A 21,447-nucleotide genomic window follows, 5' to 3' on the forward strand; every position below is an offset into this window, starting at 1 on the left:
TCCCCTCAGATCGATCGATGTACAAGTACCCGCTTGGGGGAAGCTCCGTTCCCGCCCGACTTGGGAGTCAGGCACACGCGATCGGCTCGACAGCCACCGGTCCGAGTGTTTCCAAAAATGCCAGCAGGGAGTGACAACCTCCTGAAAGGGCTGCGGCCCTCTCAGGAGATAAGGTTAGTCAGAAATCAGGACTTCTTGTCGTCAGCCGCTTTATCGGTCGGATTGGCGATCAGGGCCTTGAGCTCGTCGCTCATCGGGAAGTTCAGGTTCAGGCCTTTTGGCGGGATTGGCTGCATGAACCATTTTTCGTAGATCTTGTTGATCTCGCCCGATGCGTAGGTGGCCTTGATGGCGTCATCCACAGCCTTTTTGAACGGCGCGTCGCCTTTGCGCACCATGCAGCCGTAGATTTCGTAGGACTGTGGAGTACCGGTTACGGCCCAGTCGCTGGCTTTCTTGGCTTTGGCGGCTTCACCGGCCAGCAGTGCGTCGTCCATCATGAAGGCCACGGCACGGCCGGTTTCCAGCATCTGGAAGGACTCGCCATGGTCTTTGGCGGAGATGACGTTCATGCCCATTTGCTTGTCGGCGTTCATCGCCTTGATGATGCGCTCGGACGTGGTGCCAGCGGTGGTCACGACGTTCTTGCCGGCCAGATCAGGGAAGTCCTTGTACTTGGAGTCTGCCTTGGACAGCAGGCGAGTACCGATTTCGAAGATGCCGACGGAGAAGTCAACTTGCTGCTGACGCTCGACGTTGTTGGTGGTGGAACCGCACTCAAGGTCCACGGTGCCGTTCTGCACCAGCGGGATACGCGTCTGCGAGGTGACCAGGTTGTATTTGACCTGCAGGTTCGGCAGGTCCAGGTCTTTTTTCAGCGCTTCGACGACTTTCAGCTGGATGTCGTGGGAGTAGCCGACCGGTTTGCCGGAAGCGTCTGCGATATAGGAGAAAGGAATGGAAGCGTCACGATGCCCGAGGGTGATGACACCGGACTCTTTGATCTTCTTCAGGGTGCCGGTGAGTTCGGCGGCGAAAACTGGCGTGCTGATCAGAGCGGCAGCAATGGCTGCGCCCAGGATATGGGGAACGATGCGCATCAAATTTTCCTCGACATTGTTTTTTTTATGGAGCCAGTTGATCGGCCCTTTTTGTGCTGCAAATGCCAGAGCGCTACTGAGAGTGCACGCTAAGGACATCCGTCGAAGAAGTGTAGAGCATGACTCGTGCCAGACCAGTGCGTATTGGTTAATACATTGATTTATAAGGAAATTAAATTTTTATTGGGTGGATATTGAGGTCTGAAAATCCGGTTATCCGAACCGACCCGCAGGTCGCGTTCGGAAAACCGAATGGTGGCAGGGTGCTACCTGCGGATCACGGGTATTTGCGCTTGTCCGGCGCGGGTGGGAAGTACTGGTACAACCAGGTTTCACTCAGCGTGCGGTCGTTGGTACGGATGAACAGGCGCAGTTCGACGGGTGCGACGCTGTCATTGGTCGGGTACCAGTCGAACAGGATGCGATAGCCCTTGATGTCATCGAGCTTGAGCACGCTGAAATCCTTGACCTCGCCGTTTGAACACGTGACCACCGGCTCGATACCCGTGCCTTCCGGCAAGCGGTCCAATCCGCCACCGGTGAAGTCCACGGCAAAGCGCCGTGCCCAGACGGGTGGGTAATGCTCGCCCGGCGCCCAGCCTTCGGTGAAGCCGCCCATGCCCGAACGGGTCGCGTTGACCCGCGCCAACGGCGTGCCCACGGGTGGCAACGCGCTCCAGTAGAGCTTGTAGCCGTAGTTCAGCGAGTCGCCTGCAGCCACCGGTTTCTTCGGGGTCCAGAAGGCAACGATGTTGTCCATGGTTTCGCCGGTGGTAGGGATTTCCAGCAGATCGATCGAGCCTTCGCCCCACGCCGTGGTCGGTTCGACCCACAGGCTCGGGCGGCGGCTGTACCAGTCGACGGTGTCTTGATAACTGGCGAATTCGTGATCGGTCTGCACCAGGCCGAAGCCTTTAGGGTCGGTGTCGGCGAAGGCGTTGAATTGCAGGGTGGCCGGGTTGTTCAACGGGCGGCAGATCCACTCGCCGTTGCCGCGCCACATCGCCAGGCGATCGGAGTCGTGGATTTGCGGGTGGATGGTGTCGCACATCCGGCGCTCGTGGGTGCCGCAGCTGAACATGCTGGTCATCGGCGCGATGCCCAGTTGATCGATGGCGGTGCGAGCATTCACGTGGGCGTCGACTTCCATCACCACGCGCTCGGCCTGGCAGTCGATGTCGAAACGGTAGGCGCCTGTGGCACTCGGCGAGTCGAGCAGGGCGTAGACCACGAAGCGGGTGCTGTCCTTGTTCGGTGTCTCGAACCAGAACTTGGTGAAGTCGGGAAATTCTTCACGCTTCTTGGCGTAGGTGTCGATCGCCAGGCCACGGGCCGACAGGCCGTACTGGCCGGTGGCGTCCACCGCACGGAAGTAGCTGGCGCCAAGGAAGGACACCACGTCGTGCTTGTCCAGTTCCGGCGCCTTGAACAGCTTGAAGCCGGAGAAGCCCAGGTCGCCAGTCAGCTGCTTGGTGTCGACCGTGGTGTTTTCGTAGTTGAACAGCGATGGGCGGAAATGCACTTCGCGCGCCATGCGGGTTTTCGGATCGACGCTGTACATGCGCACCGGCTGCTTGAAGCCCATGCCGACATGGAAGAACTGCACGTCGAGCTGACCCTTGTTGTCTTTCCACAACGAATGCTCAGCGTCGTAGCGGATCGCATTGAAGCTCTGCGGGGTCATGGTTGCCAGGGTCGGCGGCAGCACCTGTTTGGTGTCCTGATAGGGCTTGTTGGCCAACTGTTTGGCCTGCATTTTCAGCGACTCGAAATCGAAGGCCCTGGCCTCACCGTCTGCCGTCTCAGGTGTCGCCCAGGCACGGGCGGCCAGCAGGCCGGTGGCGGACAAACCGGTGTAGGCCGCGATGGCCATGGAGGCTTTGAGCAAATTCCTGCGGTGCATAAATACAACCTGTCGTGAACAATCCCGCGCCGTTCCTGGCACGTGCTGGATCAGAAATATCGGTTCGGACATGCCTTCGGCCAAACGCAACGGACTTTTAAACAGATGCCCGCTAGCTTAAACGGTTCGATAGCCGAGCAAAATTGCTTGATGGCACCCCGCTAGTTCGGCAATGAAACAAGACATGTCGGGAAACAATTCCGACAGGGCTTTCTGATTTACAGGGCATTTCTGCTTTTTTCGACTAATTACTCTAAAAACCGCTTTTCAGCGCCCGGATTATTTCTATTCTGTGCACATGACCGGTTTATGCCCTTCGGGCCGGTGCGATTCAGTTGGCACGTGGCGCTGCTGAAAAAGGGTGAGGGCGATGCGGTTTTTGAAGGTTTCTTTGACGTAGAGAAGGACATCGTCCATGTCGAAAGTACAAGGCATCACCGAGATACTGGGAATCTTTCCGTGCCTGGCCAGTGGGCGGCGAAGACGTCGATTGAATTCCGAAGAGATGAAGCTGGTGGAGCGCTATCGGGAACTGTCGGAGAGCGACCGTATTGCGATGAGGTATCTGGTGGATGCGATGAGGAGTGTTTCGCGGTTTTGAAGAGGGCGGGTATCCAGTCGCGGCAAGGTCGTCGCGGCTGAGTGCTTTCTACCAGTCTTGCGAGCGCTCCATTCGCTGATGGAGCACTCGTAAAACTTGTATTGTTCCTTGAGAAAATCGGTAAGGGGCAATGAACGGATAACGATCAAGAACCAGCTCTCGTACATCCGGCATGACGGAAGGTCTGCCTGAGCCAGGAAACACTTCCAGCTGTTTGAAGGACTGCAAAATCGTCGAGATGATCTTCATGGCGGCGTCTGCGACTGCAGTCTCTCGGGAGTGTTCGTGGATATTGTCGAGGTCGCTTTCCGCTTTTTCAGTCAGTACTACGTTCGGCACGTTTTTCCCACTTGGCCTTCACGGCATCCAGATCGGTGAGTTTTCCAGCATCCGCATCAGCTATACCCTCGCTGATGGCTTGTAGATGCCAGGACTCGGCTTCCACGTATCGAACCAGTGCACGCTTGAGATGATATTGACGGTCGCGATCGGTCGCGGCCGCCAGTTGGTCCAATTGTTGAGCCAGAAGCTCTTCGACGCGAAAAGATAAAACGGAAATGTTGCGAGTGATTGCTTTGTAAGGGAAATGTCCGCTGACGTTGGGCTTGGTTGTCTTGCATGAAGGCGCGGAGGAAGCGGTTGTGGCGGGTGAAGACGGTAGGATCGAAATAGGGAAGAGATGAGCTTTGAGGATGCATTGGCATGGCGTTTTTTCCGTTTTGGCTTGGAAAGTCGCCACCACGGAGTGAAGCCTATCGGTCAGGCGCTCGCGGCGCCAAGTCTGCTTTCCAAGCATCCCCAGCAGGCTGGCTCCCACAGGGAAAAGCATTCCAGACTGTAGGAGCCGGCTTGCTGGCGATGCTTTTAATGTTTGAACATCACATGCCGCACCACGGTGTAGTCCTCCAGCCCGTACATCGACATGTCCTTGCCATAACCGGACAATTTCTGACCGCCGTGCGGCATTTCGCTGACGAGCATGAAGTGCGTGTTGACCCAGGTACAGCCGTACTGCAAGCGCGCCGACAGGCGATGAGCGCGGCCGACGTCGGCGGTCCATACGGACGAGGCGAGGCCGTAGTCCGAATCGTTGGCCCAGCCCAATACCTGCGCTTCATCAGTAAATTTGGTCACCGACACCACCGGTCCGAACACCTCGCGACGGACAATTTCGTCATCCTGCTGCGCGTCGGCCAACACCGTTGGCTCAAAGAAGAAACCATTGCCCTCGACCGACTTGCCGCCGGTGATCAAGCGAATGTGCGACTGCGCCACGGCGCGTTCGACGAAACCGGCGACGCGGTCGCGGTGTTGTGCGGTGATCAGTGGGCCAAGCTCGGTGGCCGGATCATCCTGCAAACCGTACTTGATGCTGCTGACCGCCGCGCCCAGTTTCTCGACGAACTTGTCGTAGATGCCTTCCTGCGCATAGATGCGGCAGGCGGCGGTGCAATCCTGGCCAGCGTTGTAGAAGCCGAAGGTGCGGATGCCTTCGACGGCGGCGTCGATGTCGGCGTCGTCGAAGATGATCACCGGGGCCTTGCCGCCCAGCTCCATGTGCATGCGTTTGACGGTGTCGGCGGTGCTGGAAATGATGTTCGAACCGGTGGCGATCGAGCCAGTCAGCGACACCATGCGCACTTTCGGGTGAGTGACCAGTGGGCTGCCGACCGTAGGGCCACGACCGAACACCAGGTTGAGCACGCCGGCCGGGAAGATTTCCGACGCCAGTTGCGCCAGGCGCAAGGCGGTCAGCGGGGTTTGTTCCGACGGCTTGAGCACCACGGTGTTGCCAGCGGCGAGGGCCGGGGCGATTTTCCAGGCGACCATCATCAGCGGGTAGTTCCACGGTGCGATGGACGCGATCACGCCCACCGGGTCGCGACGGATCATCGAGGTGTGGCCGGGCAGGTATTCGCCGCCGGCCGAACCGCTCATGCAACGGCTGGCTCCGGCGAAGAAACGGAACACGTCGGCAATCGCCGGGATCTCGTCGTTCAGCGCGGCGCTGTAAGGTTTCCCGCAGTTGTCCGATTCCAGTTTGGCCAGTTCCTCGCCGTGAGCCTCGATCGCGTCGGCGAGTTTAAGCAGCAACAGCGAGCGGTCTTTCGGCGGGGTCTGCGACCAACTGTCGAACGCGGCGTCGGCGGCGCGCACGGCGGCATCGACCTGGGCTTCACTGGCCTCGTTGATTTCCACCAGCACACGGCCCAGCGCCGGGTTGAAAACGGGTTGGGCGGGGCCTTCGCCGTTGATGAGCTGGCCGTTGATCAAGAGTTGGGTTTGCATGGTTTTGTCCTCACTAACACTTTTGTTTTTTTGCCGAAACCGGATCAAAACTGTGGGAGCGAGCCTGCTTGCGAAAGCGCTGTATCCGTCGGCATCAATGCTGGATGTGACGGCCTCTTCGCGAGCAGGCTCGCTCCCACAGGGGGGCGTGATGTTTGTCAGTTATTTATTTGCCACCGCTACCCGCCACGCTCTCACCACCCCGGGTCAGGTAATAAGCTCCGAGGATCGGCAGCATGGTCACCATCATCACCAGCATGGCGACGACGTTGGTCACCGGCACGTCCCGTGGGCGGCTGAGCTGGTTGAGCAGCCACAGCGGCAGGGTGCGTTCATGGCCTGCGGTAAAGGTGGTAACGATGATTTCGTCGAACGACAGCGCGAACGCCAACATGCCGCCAGCCAGCAACGCCGAGCCGAGGTTCGGCAGGACGATGTAGCGGAAGGTCTGCCAGCCATCGGCGCCGAGGTCCATCGAGGCTTCGATCAGACTGTGCGAGGTGCGGCGCAAACGGGCGATGACGTTGTTGTAGACGATCACCACACAGAAGGTCGCGTGGCCGACGATGATGGTGAACATCCCCGGCTCGATGCCCAGTGTCTTGAAGGTCGCCAGCAGCGCGATCCCGGTGATGATCCCCGGCAGCGCGATCGGCAGGATCAGCATCAGCGAGATGCCCTGCTTGCCGAAGAAATCCCGGCGATAAAGCGCCGCCGACGCCAGCGTGCCGAGCACCATGGCAATCAGTGTCGCAATCGCAGCGATCTGCAACGACAGCTTGATCGCCTCCAGTACGTCGGGCCGAGAGAACGCGACACCGATCCACTTCAGGGTGAAGCCCTTGGGCGGAAAGCTGAACGCCGCGTCTTCGGTGTTGAAGGCGTACAGGAAGATGATCAGGATCGGGAAGTGCAGAAACACCAATCCGCCCCAGGCCGCGATTTTCAGGCCTACAGAAGCTTTCTCAGAGTGCATCGAAGGCCCCCAGTCGTTTGACGATGGTCAGGTAAATGGCGATCAACACGATTGGCACCAGGGTGAACGCAGCCGCCATCGGCATGTTGCCGATCGCACCTTGTTGGGCATAAACCATGCTGCCGACGAAGTAGCCCGGCGGGCCGACCAGTTGCGGCACGATGAAGTCGCCCAGGGTCAGCGAGAACGTGAAGATCGACCCGGCGGCAATGCCCGGAATCGACAGCGGCAGAATCACTTGCATGAACGTCTGGCGCGGCTTGGCGCCGAGGTCGGCAGACGCTTGCAGCAGCGATGGCGGCAGGCGTTCCAGCGAAGCCTGGATCGGCAGGATCATGAACGGCAGCCAGATGTAGACGAACACCATGAAACGCCCCAGGTGCGAGGTCGACAAGGTGCTGCCGCCCACGCCCGGAATGCCCAGCACGAACTGCAACACCGGCTCCAGCCCCAAATGCTGCACGAACCACTGCGCTACGCCGCCCTTGGCCAACAGCAAGGTCCAGGCGTAGGCCTTGACGATGTAACTGGCCCACATCGGCATCATCACTGCAATGTAGAAAAACGCCTTGGTTTTACCGGTGGTGTAGCGCGCCATGTAGTAGGCAATCGGGAACGCGACGATGGCGCTGGCGATGGACACGACGATGGCCATGCTCAGGGTGCGCAGGATGATGTCGAAGTTCGAGGGCTGGAACAGCGCGGCGAAGTTGGCCAGGGTCAGGTCGGGGGTGACCGCCATGGTGAAGTCGTCGAAGGTGTAGAAACCTTGCCACAACAAGGTCAGCAACGAACCCAGATAGATCGCGCCAAACCACAGCAATGGCGGCACCAGGAGCATCGACAGGTACAGGTTTGGCCGGCGGTACAGCAGGTTGGAAAACCTGCGCAACGGCGAGCCGCCTGCCGAGGTGTGAGAAATGGCCAAGGTGCTCATCTCACACCCCGCCGACAACGGTGTCGTGCAACTGCACCATGGCCTCTCGCGCCCAGCGTGCGCTTAGGCGTTGCCCGGTCTGGTGTTGCGCGCTGCTGTCGAGCCACTGATTGTTGGCCTGGCTGATGTTCAGGGTCTGGCCGTTTTCCAGTTTCAGTTCGTAGCGAGTGGCGCTGCCCTGGTACTGGATGTCGTGCAGCAGACCACTGACCTCGATCTCATGGCTGGCCAGCGGCCCCTCGGCGAAACGCACGTGTTCCGGGCGAATCGAAAACGGTTGTGGGTTGCCGCTCAATTGCCTGGCCAGATCGCCACGAATCACGTTGGAGGTGCCGACGAATTCCGCGACGAAGGTGGTCGCCGGTTTCATGTACAGATTGCGCGGCGAGTCGACCTGCTCGATGCGGCCCTTGTTGAACACCGCCACCCGGTCGGACATCGACAGCGCTTCGGTCTGGTCGTGGGTGACAAAAATGAAGGTGATGCCGAGCTGGCGTTGCAGCTTTTTCAGTTCGCCTTGCATTTGCTCGCGCAGTTTCAAATCCAGCGCGCCAAGCGGCTCGTCCAGCAGCAGCACTCGCGGGCGATTGACCAGTGCTCGGGCAAGCGCCACGCGCTGACGCTGACCGCCGGAGAGTTGCACCGGCTTGCGCTCGCCGTAGCCGCCGAGGGCGACCATTTCCAGGGCTTCGGCGGCGCGCGTCAGGCGTTCGGCCTTGCCGACGCCTTTGACTTTGAGGCCGTAGGCGACGTTGTCGCGAACGTTCATGTGCGGGAACAGCGCGTAATCCTGGAACACGGTGTTCACATCACGCTGATAGGGCGGCAGGCCGGCGGCCTCTTCGCCATGAATGCGGATCGAGCCTGCGCTGGGTTGTTCAAACCCGGCGATCAGGCGCAAACAGGTGGTTTTGCCCGAGCCGGAAGGCCCCAGCATGGAAAAAAACTCGCCGTCCTGGATGTCGATGGAAACCCGATCGACGGCTTTCACTTCGCCGAATAGACGGGAAACGTTGGTGAACTGGACTGCAAGCGTCATGGTGCGGTGCTCCAAAAAAGGCGAGGGCCGTCGCAGCGGCCCTGCCTGGACTTCTGAAAAAACAGTCATTCGAAAATCAGTTTTTGCTTCTTGAAAAGCGTCGATCACATAAAGTCGTTTCGGGAGCGTAGCGAGCGGCGATTAGCCGTGTCCGGCCAGCGCGCAGCCCCCGGAGCGTACGTCAGTACGTGAGGAGGCGAGCACTGCCCGGGCGCGGCTGGTCGACGCGCAGTAGCTACCGGAATGACTTTTAGCGGCCGCCCATGATCGCGATGTAGTCCTGGGTCCAGCGGCTGTATGGCACGAACTTGCCGCCTTCGGCCTGCGGGGTTTTCCAGAAGGCGATCTTGTCGAACTGGTCGAAACCGTTGGTCTTGCAGCCTTCAGCACCGAGCAATTCACTGCCCTGGCACGCCGCCGGCACCGCTGGCAGCGAACCGAACCACGCGGCTACGTCGCCCTGGACTTTCGGTTGCAGCGACCAGTCCATCCACTTGTAGGCGCAGTTCGGGTGCTTGGCTTCGGTGTGCAGCATGGTGGTGTCGGCCCAACCGGTGGCACCTTCTTTCGGGATGGTCGAGGCAATCGGCTGTTTCTCGTTGACCAGGCCGTTGACCTGATACGGCCAGGCGCCGGACGCGACCACGCCTTCGTTTTTGAAGTCACTCATTTGCACGGTGGTGTCGTGCCAGTAGCGATGGATCAACGGCTGCTGGGCGCGCAACAGGTCGAGCACGGCCTTGTACTGCGCTTCGGTCAGTTCGTAGGGATTCTGAATGCCCAGCTCCGGCTTGGCAGATTTGAGATACAACGCCGCGTCGGCGATGTAGATCGGGCCGTCATAGGCCTGCACGCGGCCTTTGTTCGGTTTGCCGTCCGGCAGGTTTTGCGCATTGAACAGCACGCTCCAGCTGTCGGGGGCGGTCTTGAATACGTTGGTGTTGTACATCAGCACGTTCGGCCCCCACTGATACGGGGTGCCATAGGTCTGATTGTTGACCACGTACCACGGCGCATCCTTGAGGCGCGGGTCGAGGTTTTTCCAGTTCGGGATCAGCGCGGTGTTGATCGGTTGCACACGCTTGCCGCCAATCAGCCGCAGCGAGGCGTCACCGGACGCGGTGACCAGGTCGTAACCACCCTTGGCCATCAGGCTGACCATTTCATCGGAAGTGGCCGCAGTCTTCACATTAACCTTGCAGCCGGTTTCCTTCTCGAAACCGGTGACCCAGTCGTAGGCCTTGTCGCTTTCGCCACGTTCGATATAGCCGGGCCACGCCACGATATCCAGCTGACCTTCGCCAGCACCGACAGCCTTCAACGGCTCGGCGGCCTGGACACTGGCACTGGCCAGCAGCGCGGAGGTGATTGCACTGAGCAGTGCGGTCTTGTGCACGAACATGGGGTTTCCCTCTTCTTTAAATTATGGTCGGGGCAGTGTTTGAACGTGGTGAAGCATGCCGTTGGCGGCTTGTTATTAGCGTAGTCAGAGATGTTGTCCGTGGCGCGCCATGATATGTCGCACCACGCTGTAGTCCTGGAGCGAATCGCTGGACAGGTCTTTGCCGTAGCCCGAGCGCTTGAGGCCGCCATGGGGCATTTCGCTGACCAGCATGAAATGGCTGTTGATCCAGGTGCAGCCGTACTGCAATCGCGCGGCGACCTGCATCGCCTTGTCGAGGTTTTGCGTCCACACCGAAGACGCCAGGCCGTATTCCGAGTCGTTGGCCCACTCCACCGCTTGTTCGAGTTCCTCGAAGCGGGTCACGGTGACCACCGGGCCGAATACTTCGCGCTGGACGATTTCATCGCTCTGTTTGCAACCGGCGAGCAACGTCGGCTGGTAGAAGAATCCGGCCCCGGAATGTACGGCGGCACCGGTCACTCGTTCGATGTGCGGCTGGCCGAGGGCGCGTTCGACAAAACTGGCCACGCGGTCACGCTGGCGGGTGCTGATCAGCGGGCCGATTTCGTTGTCGGCGTCACGTTTGCCGGCGAAACGCAGGCTGCTGACGGCGGCGCCGAGTTCGGCCACCAAACGGTCGTGAATCCCCGCCTGTGCATAAACCCGGCACGCGGCGGTGCAATCCTGACCGGCGTTGTAATAGCCGTAGGTGCGCACACCTTCGACCACCGCCTGAATGTCAGCATCGTTGCAGACGATCACCGGGGCCTTGCCGCCGAGTTCGAGGTGAGTGCGCTTGAGGGTTTTAGCCGCGGCTTGAAGAATTTTCTGTCCGGTGACGATATCGCCGGTCAGCGACACCATGCGCACTTTAGGATGGCTGACCAAATGGCTGCCGACACCTTCACCGCCACCGCAAACAATATTGATCACGCCGCGCGGCAGGATGTCGGCCAGCGCCGGCGCCAGGGCCAGGATCGACAATGGCGTGTGTTCCGATGGCTTGAACACCAATGTGTTGCCGGCGGCCAGGGCCGGGGCGATTTTCCACGCTGCCATCATGATCGGGTAATTCCACGGCGCGATGGACGCTACGACGCCGATAGGATCGCGTCGCACCATGCTGGTGTAGCCCGGCAGGTACTCGCCGCTGAGCTGTCCGGTCTGGCAACGCACGGCCCCGGCGAAAAAACGGAACACGTCGACCGTGGCGCTCAGGTCGTCCTGACGGGCCAGGTGCAGCGGCTTGCCGCAGTTCAGGGCTTCGAGACGGGCCAGCTGGTCGGCGTTTTTTTCGATGGCGTTGGCGATGTCCAACAGCAGGGTAGAGCGCTGTTGGGGCGTGGTCCGCGACCAACCGGCAAAGGCGCGATGGGCGGCGAGGATGGCGGCTTCGACTTGTTCGGTGCTGGCTTCGGCAATCTGCGTCAGGATTTCGCCCGTGGCCGGATTGATGATGGGTTCGGCACGGCCTTGCCCGGCGACTAATTCACCATCGATCAACAATGCGGTGAACAACGGGGCCTGCGCGCCTGCCATTTTTCGGATTCTCTTTTCTTGTGTGGCCATGTTGCTCCCTGTGACTGGGGCCGGCCGTCTTATATAGATGCAGCCAGACTAGTGCGCAGCCCCGAGGTCGACAAATACTAAATACTGAAGGTGGCGTTCGATTAAATAGATGGCTTGCGACCGCCGTGGGGTTGCTCCCGCGCGACGGTGAGAAACGGGTCGACCAGCGCCGGGCGCGCCGTGCCGCGACGCCATGCAAGGCCGACATCGAGGGTCTGGCTCAGGTCGGCAATGGGCCGCGCTTCAATGATGTCGCCCTCCAGCGACCACGGGCGATAGGTCATGTCTGGCTGGATCGACACGCCTAAACCAGCGGCCACCAGACTTCGCACCGCTTCGGTCGAGGCGGTGCGCAACGTGATGCGCGGTTGCAACGAAGCCGCCGTCCACATGCGCTGGGCGTTGCGGTCCATTTCATCGACATTCAGCTGAATCAGCGGCTCGCGGGTCACGTCCGCGAGGTTGATGCTGTCGTGTTCCAACAGCGGATGCTGGGCCGGCAGCCATAGCCGGTGGGGCGAGTGGGTCAGCACCTCGGTCTGCAAGGCGTGGCGGTCTTCGAGGTTGGAGAGGATCAGCACGCCGACATCGATCTCGCCGCTGACCAGCAAATGCTCGATATACGGGCGCTCGTCCTCCATCACGCGAATCTCGACGTTGGGGTAAGCGCGCTGAAATCTTGTCAGCAAATCCGCCAAGTAATAACCGGCCACCAGACTGGTCACCCCGATGATCAACTGCCCGGCCACCTGGTCGGTGCTCTGTTGCAGGCTGCGTTTGGCGTTGTCGACGGTGGCCAGGATCAAGTGCGCCTGCCGCAGGAACTGATGCCCCTGGTGGGTCAGGGTCATGCCCTTGGCGTGGCGATTGAACAGGCTGACGCCGATCTCTTCTTCCAGTTGCTGGATCGCCAGGGTCAGTGTCGATTGGGAAATGAACGCGGTTTGCGCGGCGGCGGAGATCGAGCCCGTCTCGGCCACGGCGATGAAATGACGGATCTGACGCAGGGTCATCATGAAGGGATACCCGGTGGGCGGTTTTTTTAGATGGGTTCGAGTGTATATCCATTTTTAAGAAAGGCAGGATGGCTTCGAGCAACATCTGGAAGCACTCTCACCGCCAGGCCTCGGGCACTTTCGATCTAGGCTGGTGGCCTCAAGGTTCGGTAAACCTTTTAGTGGAGGCAAAAAATGAACACCCGTGGATTGCTCGACCAACTCCTCAAGTCTGGCCAGGACATGTTGCAGAACAAGGCGGGCGGGTCGCAGAAACAGTCGTCCGGTGGCGGTCTGGGCGGGTTGCTCGGCGGTAGCGGTGGCTCGGGCGGCCTCGGCAGTCTGCTTTCCGGTGCCGGCGGCGGGGCCTTGGCCGCCGGGGCCATGGGCCTGTTGTTGGGCAACAAAAAGGTGCGCAAGGTCGGCGGCAAGGTGGCGGTGTATGGCGGCCTCGCGGCATTGGGCGTGATTGCCTACAAGGCCTATGGCAATTGGCAGGCCCAGCAAGGCACGGCGCCGAAAACCGAACCACAGACCCTGGATCGCTTGCCGCCGGCACAAGTCGAACAGCACAGCCAGGCGATTCTCAAGGCGCTGGTGGCGGCGGCCAAGGCTGATGGGCACATCGACGCCCGGGAGCGCGAGCTGATCGAAGGCGAGTTCACCAAACTCGACAACGATCAGGAACTGCAACACTGGCTACACGCCGAACTCAACAAGCCGCTGGACCCGAGCGATGTCGCCCGCGCCGCCAGCACCCCGGAAATGGCCGCCGAGATGTATATCGCCAGTGTGATGCTGGTGGACGAGGAGAGCTTCATGGAGAAATCCTACCTCGATGAGCTGGCGCGTCAGCTCAAGCTTGAGCCGGGTTTGAAGGTCGAGTTGGAGAAGCAGGTTCGCCAGGCCTCGATCTAGGCCCTGAAGAGATCGCAGCGGCGATCTTTGATCATTCCCACGCCGAACGTGGGAATGATCTGGCGCAAGGCAATCGCTCAATGACCATTCCACGGTCCCTTTCTACCGAATCACCCCTAACACCCGACCCCGCAATTAACGGACAGTCCCTACCCAGAGCCCGTCCCCGTTTTTTTGCGCGGGATGCGAAGTGGCGCGCAACCGTCTTATAAATGAAACAGCGCCCTCGGCTATACTCCCCGCATTTCGAAATACCCCCGAGGACTGACTGTGAAGAACTGGACGTTGCGCCAACGCATTTTGGCGAGCTTTGCGGTAATCATCGCCATCATGTTGCTGATGGTGGTCGTCTCGTACTCCCGGCTTTTGAAGATTGAAAGCAGCGAGGCCAGCGTGCGTGAGGACGCTTTGCCGGGGCTTTATTACAGTTCCATGATTCGTGGCGCGTGGTCCGACAGCTATGTACACGTTCAGGCCATGCTCGGCCTCGAGCAAGGGCAGGGCTTCACGGCAGAGGAAGCGGCCAGCTTCAAGGGCTACGCTGCGCGGTTGAAAGAGCAGATGGAGCTCTACCGCAAAACGATTACCGACGAAGAAGACAAGAGCGAATACGCAGCCTTCGAAAAAATCCATGAGGAATACCATCGGATTCTCTCCGCGGTGATCGAGTTGCATAAACGCGACCAGAACGCCGAGGCCATCAACATGTTCACGACTGAACTGACCCCGACCTGGACAGCGGGTCGCATGAAGGTCAGCGACATTCTGCGGCATAACAAGGCCGTGGCGGACGCCGATATCGCGGCCATTGATGACGCAGTGCTCACCGCCAAAGTCATCATGGGCATTTCCCTGGTGATCGCAGTGCTGGCCGCGGCCCTTTGTGGCCTGTTGCTGATGCGCGCCATCATGGCGCCAATGAACCGCATCGTGCGAATCCTCGAAATCATGCGCACCGGCGACCTCAGCAGCCGTCTGAATCTGGAGCGCAAGGACGAATTCGGTGCGGTGGAAACCGGCTTCAACGACATGATGACCGAACTCACCTCGCTGGTATCCCAGGCCCAGCGCTCGTCGGTGCAGGTCACCACATCGGTCACCGAAATCGCCGCCACCTCCAAGCAGCAACAGGCCACCGCCACTGAAACGGCTGCCACGACCACCGAAATCGGCGCGACATCTCGTGAAATTGCGGCGACGTCCCGTGATCTGGTGCGCACCATGACCGAAGTGTCCACCGCGGCCGATCAGGCCTCGGTCGCCGCCGGTTCCGGTCAGCAAGGGCTGGCGCGCATGGAAGAAACCATGCACTCGGTGATGGGCGCGGCGGACCTGGTCAACGCCAAACTGGCGATCCTCAACGAGAAGGCCGGCAACATCAATCAGGTGGTGGTCACCATCGTCAAGGTCGCCGACCAGACCAACCTGTTGTCGCTCAACGCCGCCATCGAGGCCGAAAAGGCCGGTGAGTATGGTCGCGGTTTCGCCGTGGTCGCCACCGAAGTGCGCCGCCTGGCCGACCAGACCGCTGTCGCCACCTACGACATCGAACAAATGGTGCGGGAGATTCAATCGGCGGTGTCGGCCGGCGTGATGGGCATGGACAAGTTCTCCGAAGAAGTGCGCCGCGGCATGTCCGAAGTGCAGCAGGTCGGCGAGCAACTGTCGCAGATCATCCATCAGGTGCAGGCGCTCGCGCCTCGGGTGTTGATGGTCAACGAGGGCATGCAGGCCCAGGCCACCGGCGCCGAGCAGATCAATCACGCCCTGGTGCAATTGGGCGATGCCAGCAGCCAGACCGTCGAATCCCTGCGCCAGGCCAGTTTCGCCATCGACGAACTGAGCCAGGTAGCCGTCGGGCTGCGCAGCGGCGTCTCGCGATTCAAAGTCTGATGAACGAGATCACGGCTAAACGCACTGCCGTGAAGCAGGCGTTGCACGCGTTGTTCCTGGTGTTTCGCATCGGCAGCGAGCGCTATGCCTTGCAGGCCATCGAAGTGGTGGAAGTGCTGCCACTGCTGCCAGTGAAACCCATCGCCCACGCGCCGCACTGGGTCGCCGGGGTGTTTGCCTATCGTGGTGCGGTGGTGCCGGTGATCGACCTTAGCGCGCTGACCTTCGGTACGGCTGCGCAAGTGCGCACCAGTACACGGCTGGTGCTGGTGCATTACCGAGCGGAGAAAAGCGCGCAGGCGCAAATACTCGGGTTGATTCTGGAGCAGGCCACCGACACCTTGCGCTGCAACCCGGCGGACTTTCAGCCCTATGGCCTGGACAATGCCCAGGCACCGTACCTGGGGCCGGTGCGCGAAGATGCTCAAGGCCTGCTGCAATGGGTGCGGGTCGCCGATCTACTGGATGAGCCGGTGCGGGCGCTGCTGTTTCCCACGCCGCCCCTGGACCTGACGCTGCTTGAGGACCGGTCATGAGCAGCGACCAGCGTTTTTTCGATTTCCTCAAGGAGCGCATCGGCCTCGACGTAACGTCGGTCGGCCCGGCGATCATCGAGCGTGCAGTGCGTCAACGCAGCGTGGCGTCGCAGGCGCTGTCGGCCGACGAATACTGGCGCACGCTGCAGGGATCAAGGGACGAGCAACAGGCGTTGATCGAGGCAGTGATCGTCCCTGAAACCTGGTTTTTCCGTTACCCGGAATCTTTCGCCACCCTGGCGAAACTGGCGAGCAGACGCTTGGCCGAGATCAACAACATGCGCGCCCTGCGGATTCTCAGCCTGCCGTGCTCCACGGGCGAGGAGCCGTACTCGATTGCCATGGCACTGCTGGATGCCGGGTTCAAGCCGCACCAGTTCAAGGTCGAAGGCATGGATGTCAGCCCGCTGTCGGTGGAGAAAGCCCGGCGCGCGTTGTACGGCAAGAACTCGTTTCGCGGACAGGACATCGCGTTTCGCGACCGGCATTTCATCGCCGAAAACGAGTGTTATCGGCTCAGCCCTCGCGTGCTCGATCAAGTACGCCTGCAGGTGGGCAACCTGCTCGATCCGGCGTTGCTGGCCAACGAGCCGTCCTATGATTTTGTGTTCTGCCGCAACCTGCTGATCTATTTCGATCTGCCCACGCAAAAACAGGTGTTCGAGGTGCTCAAGCGCCTGACCCATGTCGACGGCGTGCTGTTCATCGGCCCGGCCGAAGGCAGTTTGCTGGGGCGTTTGGGCATGCGTTCGATCGGCATCCCGCAATCCTTCGCCTTCAGCCGTCATAGCGCGGCGGAACCTGAACCGTTGCCAGTCTTCGCCCCTGCACCCTTGCCGTTATCGCAACCGCAACCGCAACCGCTGCGCAATGTGCCGCCGCCAGCGCTCGGCAAGCGCCCATTCACCCGCGTTGAACGCCCTGTGCAAGCAGAGAAGCCGGGCCACGCCGACGCAGCCCAGTTGCTGGCGAACATTGCCGCGCTGGCCAATGAAGGTAAGAGTGCCGAGGCGCGTGCCGCGTGTGACCGTTACCTGCGCAGCCACGAACCGGTGGCCCAGGTGTTTTACTGGCTGGGTTTGCTCAGCGATGTCGCCGGCAGTGTTCTGGAAGCCCAAGGGTATTATCGCAAGGCGTTGTACCTTGAACCGCAACATCCCGACGCATTGATGCACCTGGCCGCCTTGCTGCAATCCCAGGGCGACACGGCGGGAGCCCGACGATTGCAGGAACGCGCCGCCCGCAGCGAGCGCGCCGCTGACAGTGAGCGTAAACGATGATCGCCTCCGACACCTTTAGCGTCACCCATGAAGATGCCCAGGCCATCGATGATTGCTGGAACCGCATCGGGATCCACGGCGACAAATCCTGCCCGCTGCTGACCGAACACATTCATTGCCGCAATTGCGCCGTGTATTCGGCGGCGGCGACACGCTTGCTGGATCGCTACGCCTTGCAGCAGGAAGACCGTGAACATGCGCCCGGAACGTTGCAAAGCGAGGTGAAAACCCGCTCGTTGTTGATGTTCCGTCTCGGCGAAGAATGGCTTGGGCTGGCGACGCGCAGCCTGGTGGAAGTGGCGCCGATGCAAACCATTCACTCCTTGCCGCACCAGCGCTCGCGGGCCTTGCTCGGCGTGGCCAACGTACGCGGTGCGCTGGTGGCGTGCCTGTCGTTGGTCGAATTGCTAGGGCTCGACGGCGCCAGCAGCGTGGCGACGGGCGCGCGAGTCATGCCGCGCATGCTGATCATCGCCGCCAACGGTGGGCCGGTGGTGGTGCCGGTGGACGAGGTGGACGGGATTCACGCCATCGACGAGCGCCTGCTCGAGGATGCGTCGAAATCCGGCAGCCAGGCCAATGCCAAGTACACGCAAGGCGTGTTGCAATTCAAAGGTCGCAGCCTGCGATGGCTGGATGAAGAACAGCTGTTGTCCGCCGTGACCCGGAGCCTCACATGACCCCCGAGCAAATGCGCGACGCCTCTTTGCTGGAGCTGTTCAGCCTGGAAGCCGAGGCCCAGACCCAGGTTCTGAGCGCGGGGCTGTTGGCGCTGGAACGTGATCCGACCCAGGCCGATCAGCTTGAATCGTGCATGCGCGCAGCGCACTCGCTCAAGGGGGCCGCGCGCATTGTCGGCGTCGATGCCGGGGTCAGCGTTGCGCACGTCATGGAAGATTGCCTGGTCAGCGCCCAGGAAGGGCGGCTGTATCTGCGCCCGGAACATATCGATGCGTTGCTGCATGGCACTGATCTGCTGATGCGCATTGCCATCCCGGCGAACACACCGGTGCCTGCGGAGATCGACGCCTATGTCGCGTTGATGGCGCGCTTGCTCGATCCGGCCGCTGCCGTTGTACCGGTCCAGGCCGCGGTTGAACCAGCGATGGCCGAGCTTCAGCTCGAAGCACCCGTGGCCAGGGTTGAAGTCCCGGAACCGCTGATTGAAGCGTCACCCGCGCCGAAAAAGACCAAACGCACCACCGAAAGCGGCGAGCGCGTGCTGCGGGTGACCGCCGAACGCCTGAACAGCCTCCTCGATCTGTCGAGCAAATCCCTGGTGGAAACCCTGCGGCTCAAACCGCATCTGGCCACCATGCAGCGCCTCAAACGCATGCAGAGCAACAGCCTGCGAGCGCTGGAAAACCTCAATGCCCATCTCAAGGACCATGCCCTGAGCCTGGAAGCCCGGGAAGCCCTCGAAGATGCCCGTCGATTGCTGGCGGAATCCCAGCAGTTACTGGCGGAAAAAAACGCCGAGCTGGATGAGTTCGCCTGGCAGGCCAGCCAGCGCGCACAGGTGCTCTACGACACGGCGCTGGCCTGTCGTATGCGGCCGTTCGCCGATGTGCTGACCGGGCAAGTGCGGATGGTTCGAGACTTGGGTCGCAGCCTTGGCAAACAGGTACGGCTGGAGATCGAAGGCGAGAAAACCCAGGTCGACCGCGACGTGCTAGAGAAACTCGAGGCACCACTGACGCACTTGTTGCGCAATGCCGTGGACCACGGCATCGAAACGCCCGAGCAACGGCTGCTGGCCGGCAAGCCGGAAGAAGGCCGGATCCGCCTGCGCGCTTCCCATCAGGCCGGATTGCTGGTGCTGGAGCTCAGTGATGACGGCAACGGCGTCGATCTGGAAAAGGTCCGTCGCAGCATCATCGAACGCCAGTTATCCCCGGCCGAAACCGCCGCGCAGTTGAGTGAAGAAGAGCTGCTGTCGTTCCTGTTCCTGCCGGGTTTCAGCCTGCGCGACACCGTCACCGAAGTCTCCGGGCGTGGCGTCGGCCTGGACGCCGTGCAGCACATGGTCCGCCAGTTGCGCGGTGCGGTGGTGCTGGAGCAGACGGCGGGCGAGGGCAGTCGCTTTCACCTTGAAGTGCCGCTGACTCTGTCGGTGGTGCGCAGCCTGGTGGTGGAGGTCGGCGACGAAGCCTATGCCTTCCCGCTGGCGCATATCGAACGCATGTGCGATCTGGAGCCGACGGACATTGTTCAGGTCGAGGGCCGCCAGCATTTCTGGCATGAAGGCCGGCACGTCGGGCTGGTCGCCGCCAGCCAGTTGTTGCAACGGCCCGCGAGCCAGGGCAGTCATCAGACTCTGAAAGTTGTGGTCATTCGCGAGCGCGACACCATTTATGGCATAGCGGTCGAGCGCTTCATCGGCGAGCGCACGCTGGTGGTGTTGCCGCTGGATGAGCGCTTGGGCAAGGTTCAGGACATTTCCGCCGGGGCGTTGCTCGACGACGGCTCGGTGGTGTTGATTGTCGACGTCGAAGACATGCTCCGGTCAGTGGACAAACTGCTCAACACCGGGCGTCTGGAGCGTATCGCCCGTCACAGCAGCCAGGCGACAGAAGCCGCGCGCAAGCGGATTCTGGTGGTCGACGATTCGCTCACCGTGCGCGAGCTGCAACGCAAATTGCTGCTCAATCGCGGTTACGACGTCGCGGTGGCGGTGGACGGCATGGACGGCTGGAACGCATTGCGTTCGGAGAATTTCGACCTGCTGATTACCGATATCGACATGCCACGCATGGACGGTATCGAACTGGTGTCGCTGTTGCGCCGGGACAATCGCCTGCAATCGTTGCCGGTGATGGTGGTGTCCTACAAGGATCGTGAAGAGGATCGCCGTCGTGGACTGGATGCCGGGGCCGACTATTATCTAGCCAAAGCCAGTTTTCATGATGACGCCCTGCTTGACGCAGTGGTTGAGCTCATAGGAGGAGCGCGGGCATGAAGATCGCAATCGTCAACGACATGCCCATGGCCGTGGAGGCCTTGCGCCGGGCCCTGGCCTTCGAGCCGGCGCACCAGGTGATCTGGGTGGCCGGCGACGGCAAGGAAGCTGTGCGGATGTGCGTCGAACAGACGCCGGACCTGATCCTGATGGACTTGATCATGCCGGTGATGGACGGAGTGGAAGCCACCCGCCGGATCATGGCTGAAACGCCGTGCGCCATTGTCATCGTCACCGTGGATCGCCAGCAGAACGTCCATCGGGTGTTCGAAGCCATGGGCCATGGCGCCCTGGACGTGGTCGACACCCCGGCCATCGGTGCCGGCAACGCGCAGGAAGCGGCGGCGCCGTTGTTGCGTAAAATCATGAACATCGGCTGGCTGATCGGCGAAAAGGGAACCCGCGTGCGATCGGTACCGACTCCGCTGCGCAGTAGTGGTTCGCCTCAGAGTCTGATTGCCATTGGTTCGTCCGCTGGCGGGCCAGCGGCGCTGGAAGTCCTGCTCAAGGGGCTGCCGAAGAATTTTTCCCCGGCCATCGTGCTGGTGCAGCACGTCGACCAGGTGTTCGCCGCCGGCATGGCCGAATGGCTCGCCAGCGCCAGCGGGCTCAACGTGCGCCTCGCTCAGGAAGGCGAACCGCCACAAAGTGGCACGGTATTGCTGGCCGGCACCAATCACCATATCCGCTTGCTGAAAAACGGCACGCTGGCCTACACCGCCGAACCGGTCAATGAGATCTACCGGCCCTCGATCGATGTGTTTTTCGAGAGTGTGGCCCGTTACTGGAACGGTGACGCGGTCGGCGTTTTGCTCACCGGCATGGGGCGTGATGGCGCGCAGGGGCTTAAACTCATGCGCCAGCAGGGGTACCTGACCATCGCACAGGACCAAAACAGCAGTGCGGTGTACGGCATGCCGAAGGCGGCCGCGGCCATCGATGCCGCCGTGGAAATACGCCCGCTGGAAAAGATCGCGCCGCGATTGCTGGAGATTTTTCCAAAATGACGACCTTTAGCAGCAATCCTGGCCCAGGCAGTATTCAGGT

19 protein-coding genes are annotated in these 21,447 nt (G+C 60.9%); 8 read left to right on the forward strand and 11 right to left on the reverse strand.

Annotation, left to right across the window (positions count from 1 at the left end):
• Window positions 1-185: 185 nt before the first annotated feature.
• Both BVK86_RS12280 and BVK86_RS12285 read right to left on the reverse strand, forming a co-directional pair.
• Window positions 186-1,100 (reverse strand): glutamate/aspartate ABC transporter substrate-binding protein, encoded by a 915-nt coding sequence (locus tag BVK86_RS12280; RefSeq protein ID WP_075946687.1) that lies wholly within the window; start codon window positions 1,098-1,100, stop codon window positions 186-188.
• A 277-nt stretch (window positions 1,101-1,377) separates the two neighbouring features.
• Complete coding sequence (locus BVK86_RS12285) at window positions 1,378-3,003, reverse strand: glucan biosynthesis protein D (RefSeq protein WP_075946688.1); 1,626 nt, start codon at window positions 3,001-3,003, stop codon at window positions 1,378-1,380.
• Window positions 3,004-3,418: 415 nt separating this feature from the next.
• Here BVK86_RS12285 and BVK86_RS12290 point away from each other — a divergent pair, with 415 nt between their 5' ends.
• Window positions 3,419-3,604: a hypothetical protein gene (locus BVK86_RS12290; RefSeq protein ID WP_075946689.1), complete on the forward strand. Its 186-nt coding sequence runs from the start codon at window positions 3,419-3,421 to the stop codon at window positions 3,602-3,604.
• 48 nt (window positions 3,605-3,652) lie between these two features.
• Here the strand turns inward: BVK86_RS12290 and BVK86_RS12295 are convergent, their stop codons facing one another.
• The 9 genes from BVK86_RS12295 to BVK86_RS12340 form a co-directional block, all read right to left on the reverse strand.
• Entirely contained in the window at window positions 3,653-3,943 is a 291-nt protein-coding gene (locus tag BVK86_RS12295) for a type II toxin-antitoxin system RelE/ParE family toxin (protein ID WP_075946690.1), read from the reverse strand.
• On the reverse strand, window positions 3,921-4,163 hold the full coding sequence (locus BVK86_RS12300) for a CopG family ribbon-helix-helix protein (RefSeq protein WP_075946855.1): 243 nt from the start codon (window positions 4,161-4,163) through the stop codon (window positions 3,921-3,923). The genes BVK86_RS12295 and BVK86_RS12300 overlap by 23 nt, the downstream gene beginning before the upstream one ends.
• 305 nt (window positions 4,164-4,468) lie before the next feature.
• Entirely contained in the window at window positions 4,469-5,893 is a 1,425-nt protein-coding gene (locus BVK86_RS12310; RefSeq protein ID WP_075946691.1) for a gamma-aminobutyraldehyde dehydrogenase, read from the reverse strand.
• 166 nt (window positions 5,894-6,059) lie between these two features.
• Window positions 6,060-6,869: an ABC transporter permease gene (locus BVK86_RS12315; RefSeq protein ID WP_075946692.1), complete on the reverse strand. Its 810-nt coding sequence runs from the start codon at window positions 6,867-6,869 to the stop codon at window positions 6,060-6,062.
• Window positions 6,859-7,806, reverse strand: a complete 948-nt coding sequence (locus tag BVK86_RS12320) for an ABC transporter permease (RefSeq protein ID WP_075946693.1) — start codon at window positions 7,804-7,806, stop codon at window positions 6,859-6,861. Before BVK86_RS12320 ends, BVK86_RS12315 begins: the two co-directional genes overlap by 11 nt.
• A 1-nt stretch (window position 7,807) precedes the next feature.
• Window positions 7,808-8,845, reverse strand: a complete 1,038-nt coding sequence (locus BVK86_RS12325) for an ABC transporter ATP-binding protein (RefSeq protein ID WP_075946694.1) — start codon at window positions 8,843-8,845, stop codon at window positions 7,808-7,810.
• A gap of 250 nt (window positions 8,846-9,095) precedes the next feature.
• Complete coding sequence (gene ydcS / locus BVK86_RS12330; protein WP_075946695.1) at window positions 9,096-10,247, reverse strand: putative ABC transporter substrate-binding protein YdcS; 1,152 nt, start codon at window positions 10,245-10,247, stop codon at window positions 9,096-9,098.
• A gap of 84 nt (window positions 10,248-10,331) precedes the next feature.
• Window positions 10,332-11,789 (reverse strand): gamma-aminobutyraldehyde dehydrogenase, encoded by a 1,458-nt coding sequence (locus BVK86_RS12335; RefSeq protein ID WP_075946696.1) that lies wholly within the window; start codon window positions 11,787-11,789, stop codon window positions 10,332-10,334.
• A 131-nt stretch (window positions 11,790-11,920) separates the two neighbouring features.
• A complete protein-coding gene (locus BVK86_RS12340) occupies window positions 11,921-12,835 on the reverse strand; it encodes a LysR family transcriptional regulator (protein ID WP_056856294.1) in 915 nt (304 codons plus the stop codon).
• A gap of 174 nt (window positions 12,836-13,009) precedes the next feature.
• Between BVK86_RS12340 and BVK86_RS12345 the strand changes: the two genes are divergently transcribed.
• The 7 genes from BVK86_RS12345 to cheB all read left to right on the forward strand — a co-directional run bounded on the left by BVK86_RS12345 (window position 13,010) and on the right by cheB (window position 21,407).
• On the forward strand, window positions 13,010-13,732 hold the full coding sequence (locus tag BVK86_RS12345) for a tellurite resistance TerB family protein (RefSeq protein WP_075946697.1): 723 nt from the start codon (window positions 13,010-13,012) through the stop codon (window positions 13,730-13,732).
• Between the two features lie 270 nt (window positions 13,733-14,002).
• Window positions 14,003-15,625, forward strand: a complete 1,623-nt coding sequence (locus tag BVK86_RS12350; RefSeq protein ID WP_075946698.1) for a methyl-accepting chemotaxis protein — start codon at window positions 14,003-14,005, stop codon at window positions 15,623-15,625.
• The gene (locus tag BVK86_RS12355) at window positions 15,625-16,161 is read left to right on the forward strand and encodes a chemotaxis protein CheW (protein ID WP_075946699.1); all 537 of its coding nucleotides are present in this window, start codon (window positions 15,625-15,627) and stop codon (window positions 16,159-16,161) included. Before BVK86_RS12350 ends, BVK86_RS12355 begins: the two co-directional genes overlap by 1 nt.
• Window positions 16,158-17,441: a CheR family methyltransferase gene (locus tag BVK86_RS12360; RefSeq protein WP_075946700.1), complete on the forward strand. Its 1,284-nt coding sequence runs from the start codon at window positions 16,158-16,160 to the stop codon at window positions 17,439-17,441. Before BVK86_RS12355 ends, BVK86_RS12360 begins: the two co-directional genes overlap by 4 nt.
• Window positions 17,438-18,121 carry a chemotaxis protein CheW gene (locus tag BVK86_RS12365; protein WP_075946701.1) on the forward strand — a complete coding sequence of 228 codons (684 nt, stop codon included), beginning with the start codon at window positions 17,438-17,440 and terminating at the stop codon, window positions 18,119-18,121. Before BVK86_RS12360 ends, BVK86_RS12365 begins: the two co-directional genes overlap by 4 nt.
• Entirely contained in the window at window positions 18,118-20,400 is a 2,283-nt protein-coding gene (locus BVK86_RS12370) for a hybrid sensor histidine kinase/response regulator (protein ID WP_075946702.1), read from the forward strand. The genes BVK86_RS12365 and BVK86_RS12370 overlap by 4 nt, the downstream gene beginning before the upstream one ends.
• Complete coding sequence (gene cheB, locus BVK86_RS12375) at window positions 20,397-21,407, forward strand: chemotaxis response regulator protein-glutamate methylesterase (protein WP_075946703.1); 1,011 nt, start codon at window positions 20,397-20,399, stop codon at window positions 21,405-21,407. Before BVK86_RS12370 ends, cheB begins: the two co-directional genes overlap by 4 nt.
• Window positions 21,408-21,447 lie beyond the last annotated feature (40 nt).

The sequence above is a fragment of the Pseudomonas reinekei genome, from assembly GCF_001945365.1.
In the GTDB taxonomy this organism is placed as follows: Bacteria; Pseudomonadota; Gammaproteobacteria; order Pseudomonadales; family Pseudomonadaceae; genus Aquipseudomonas; species Aquipseudomonas reinekei.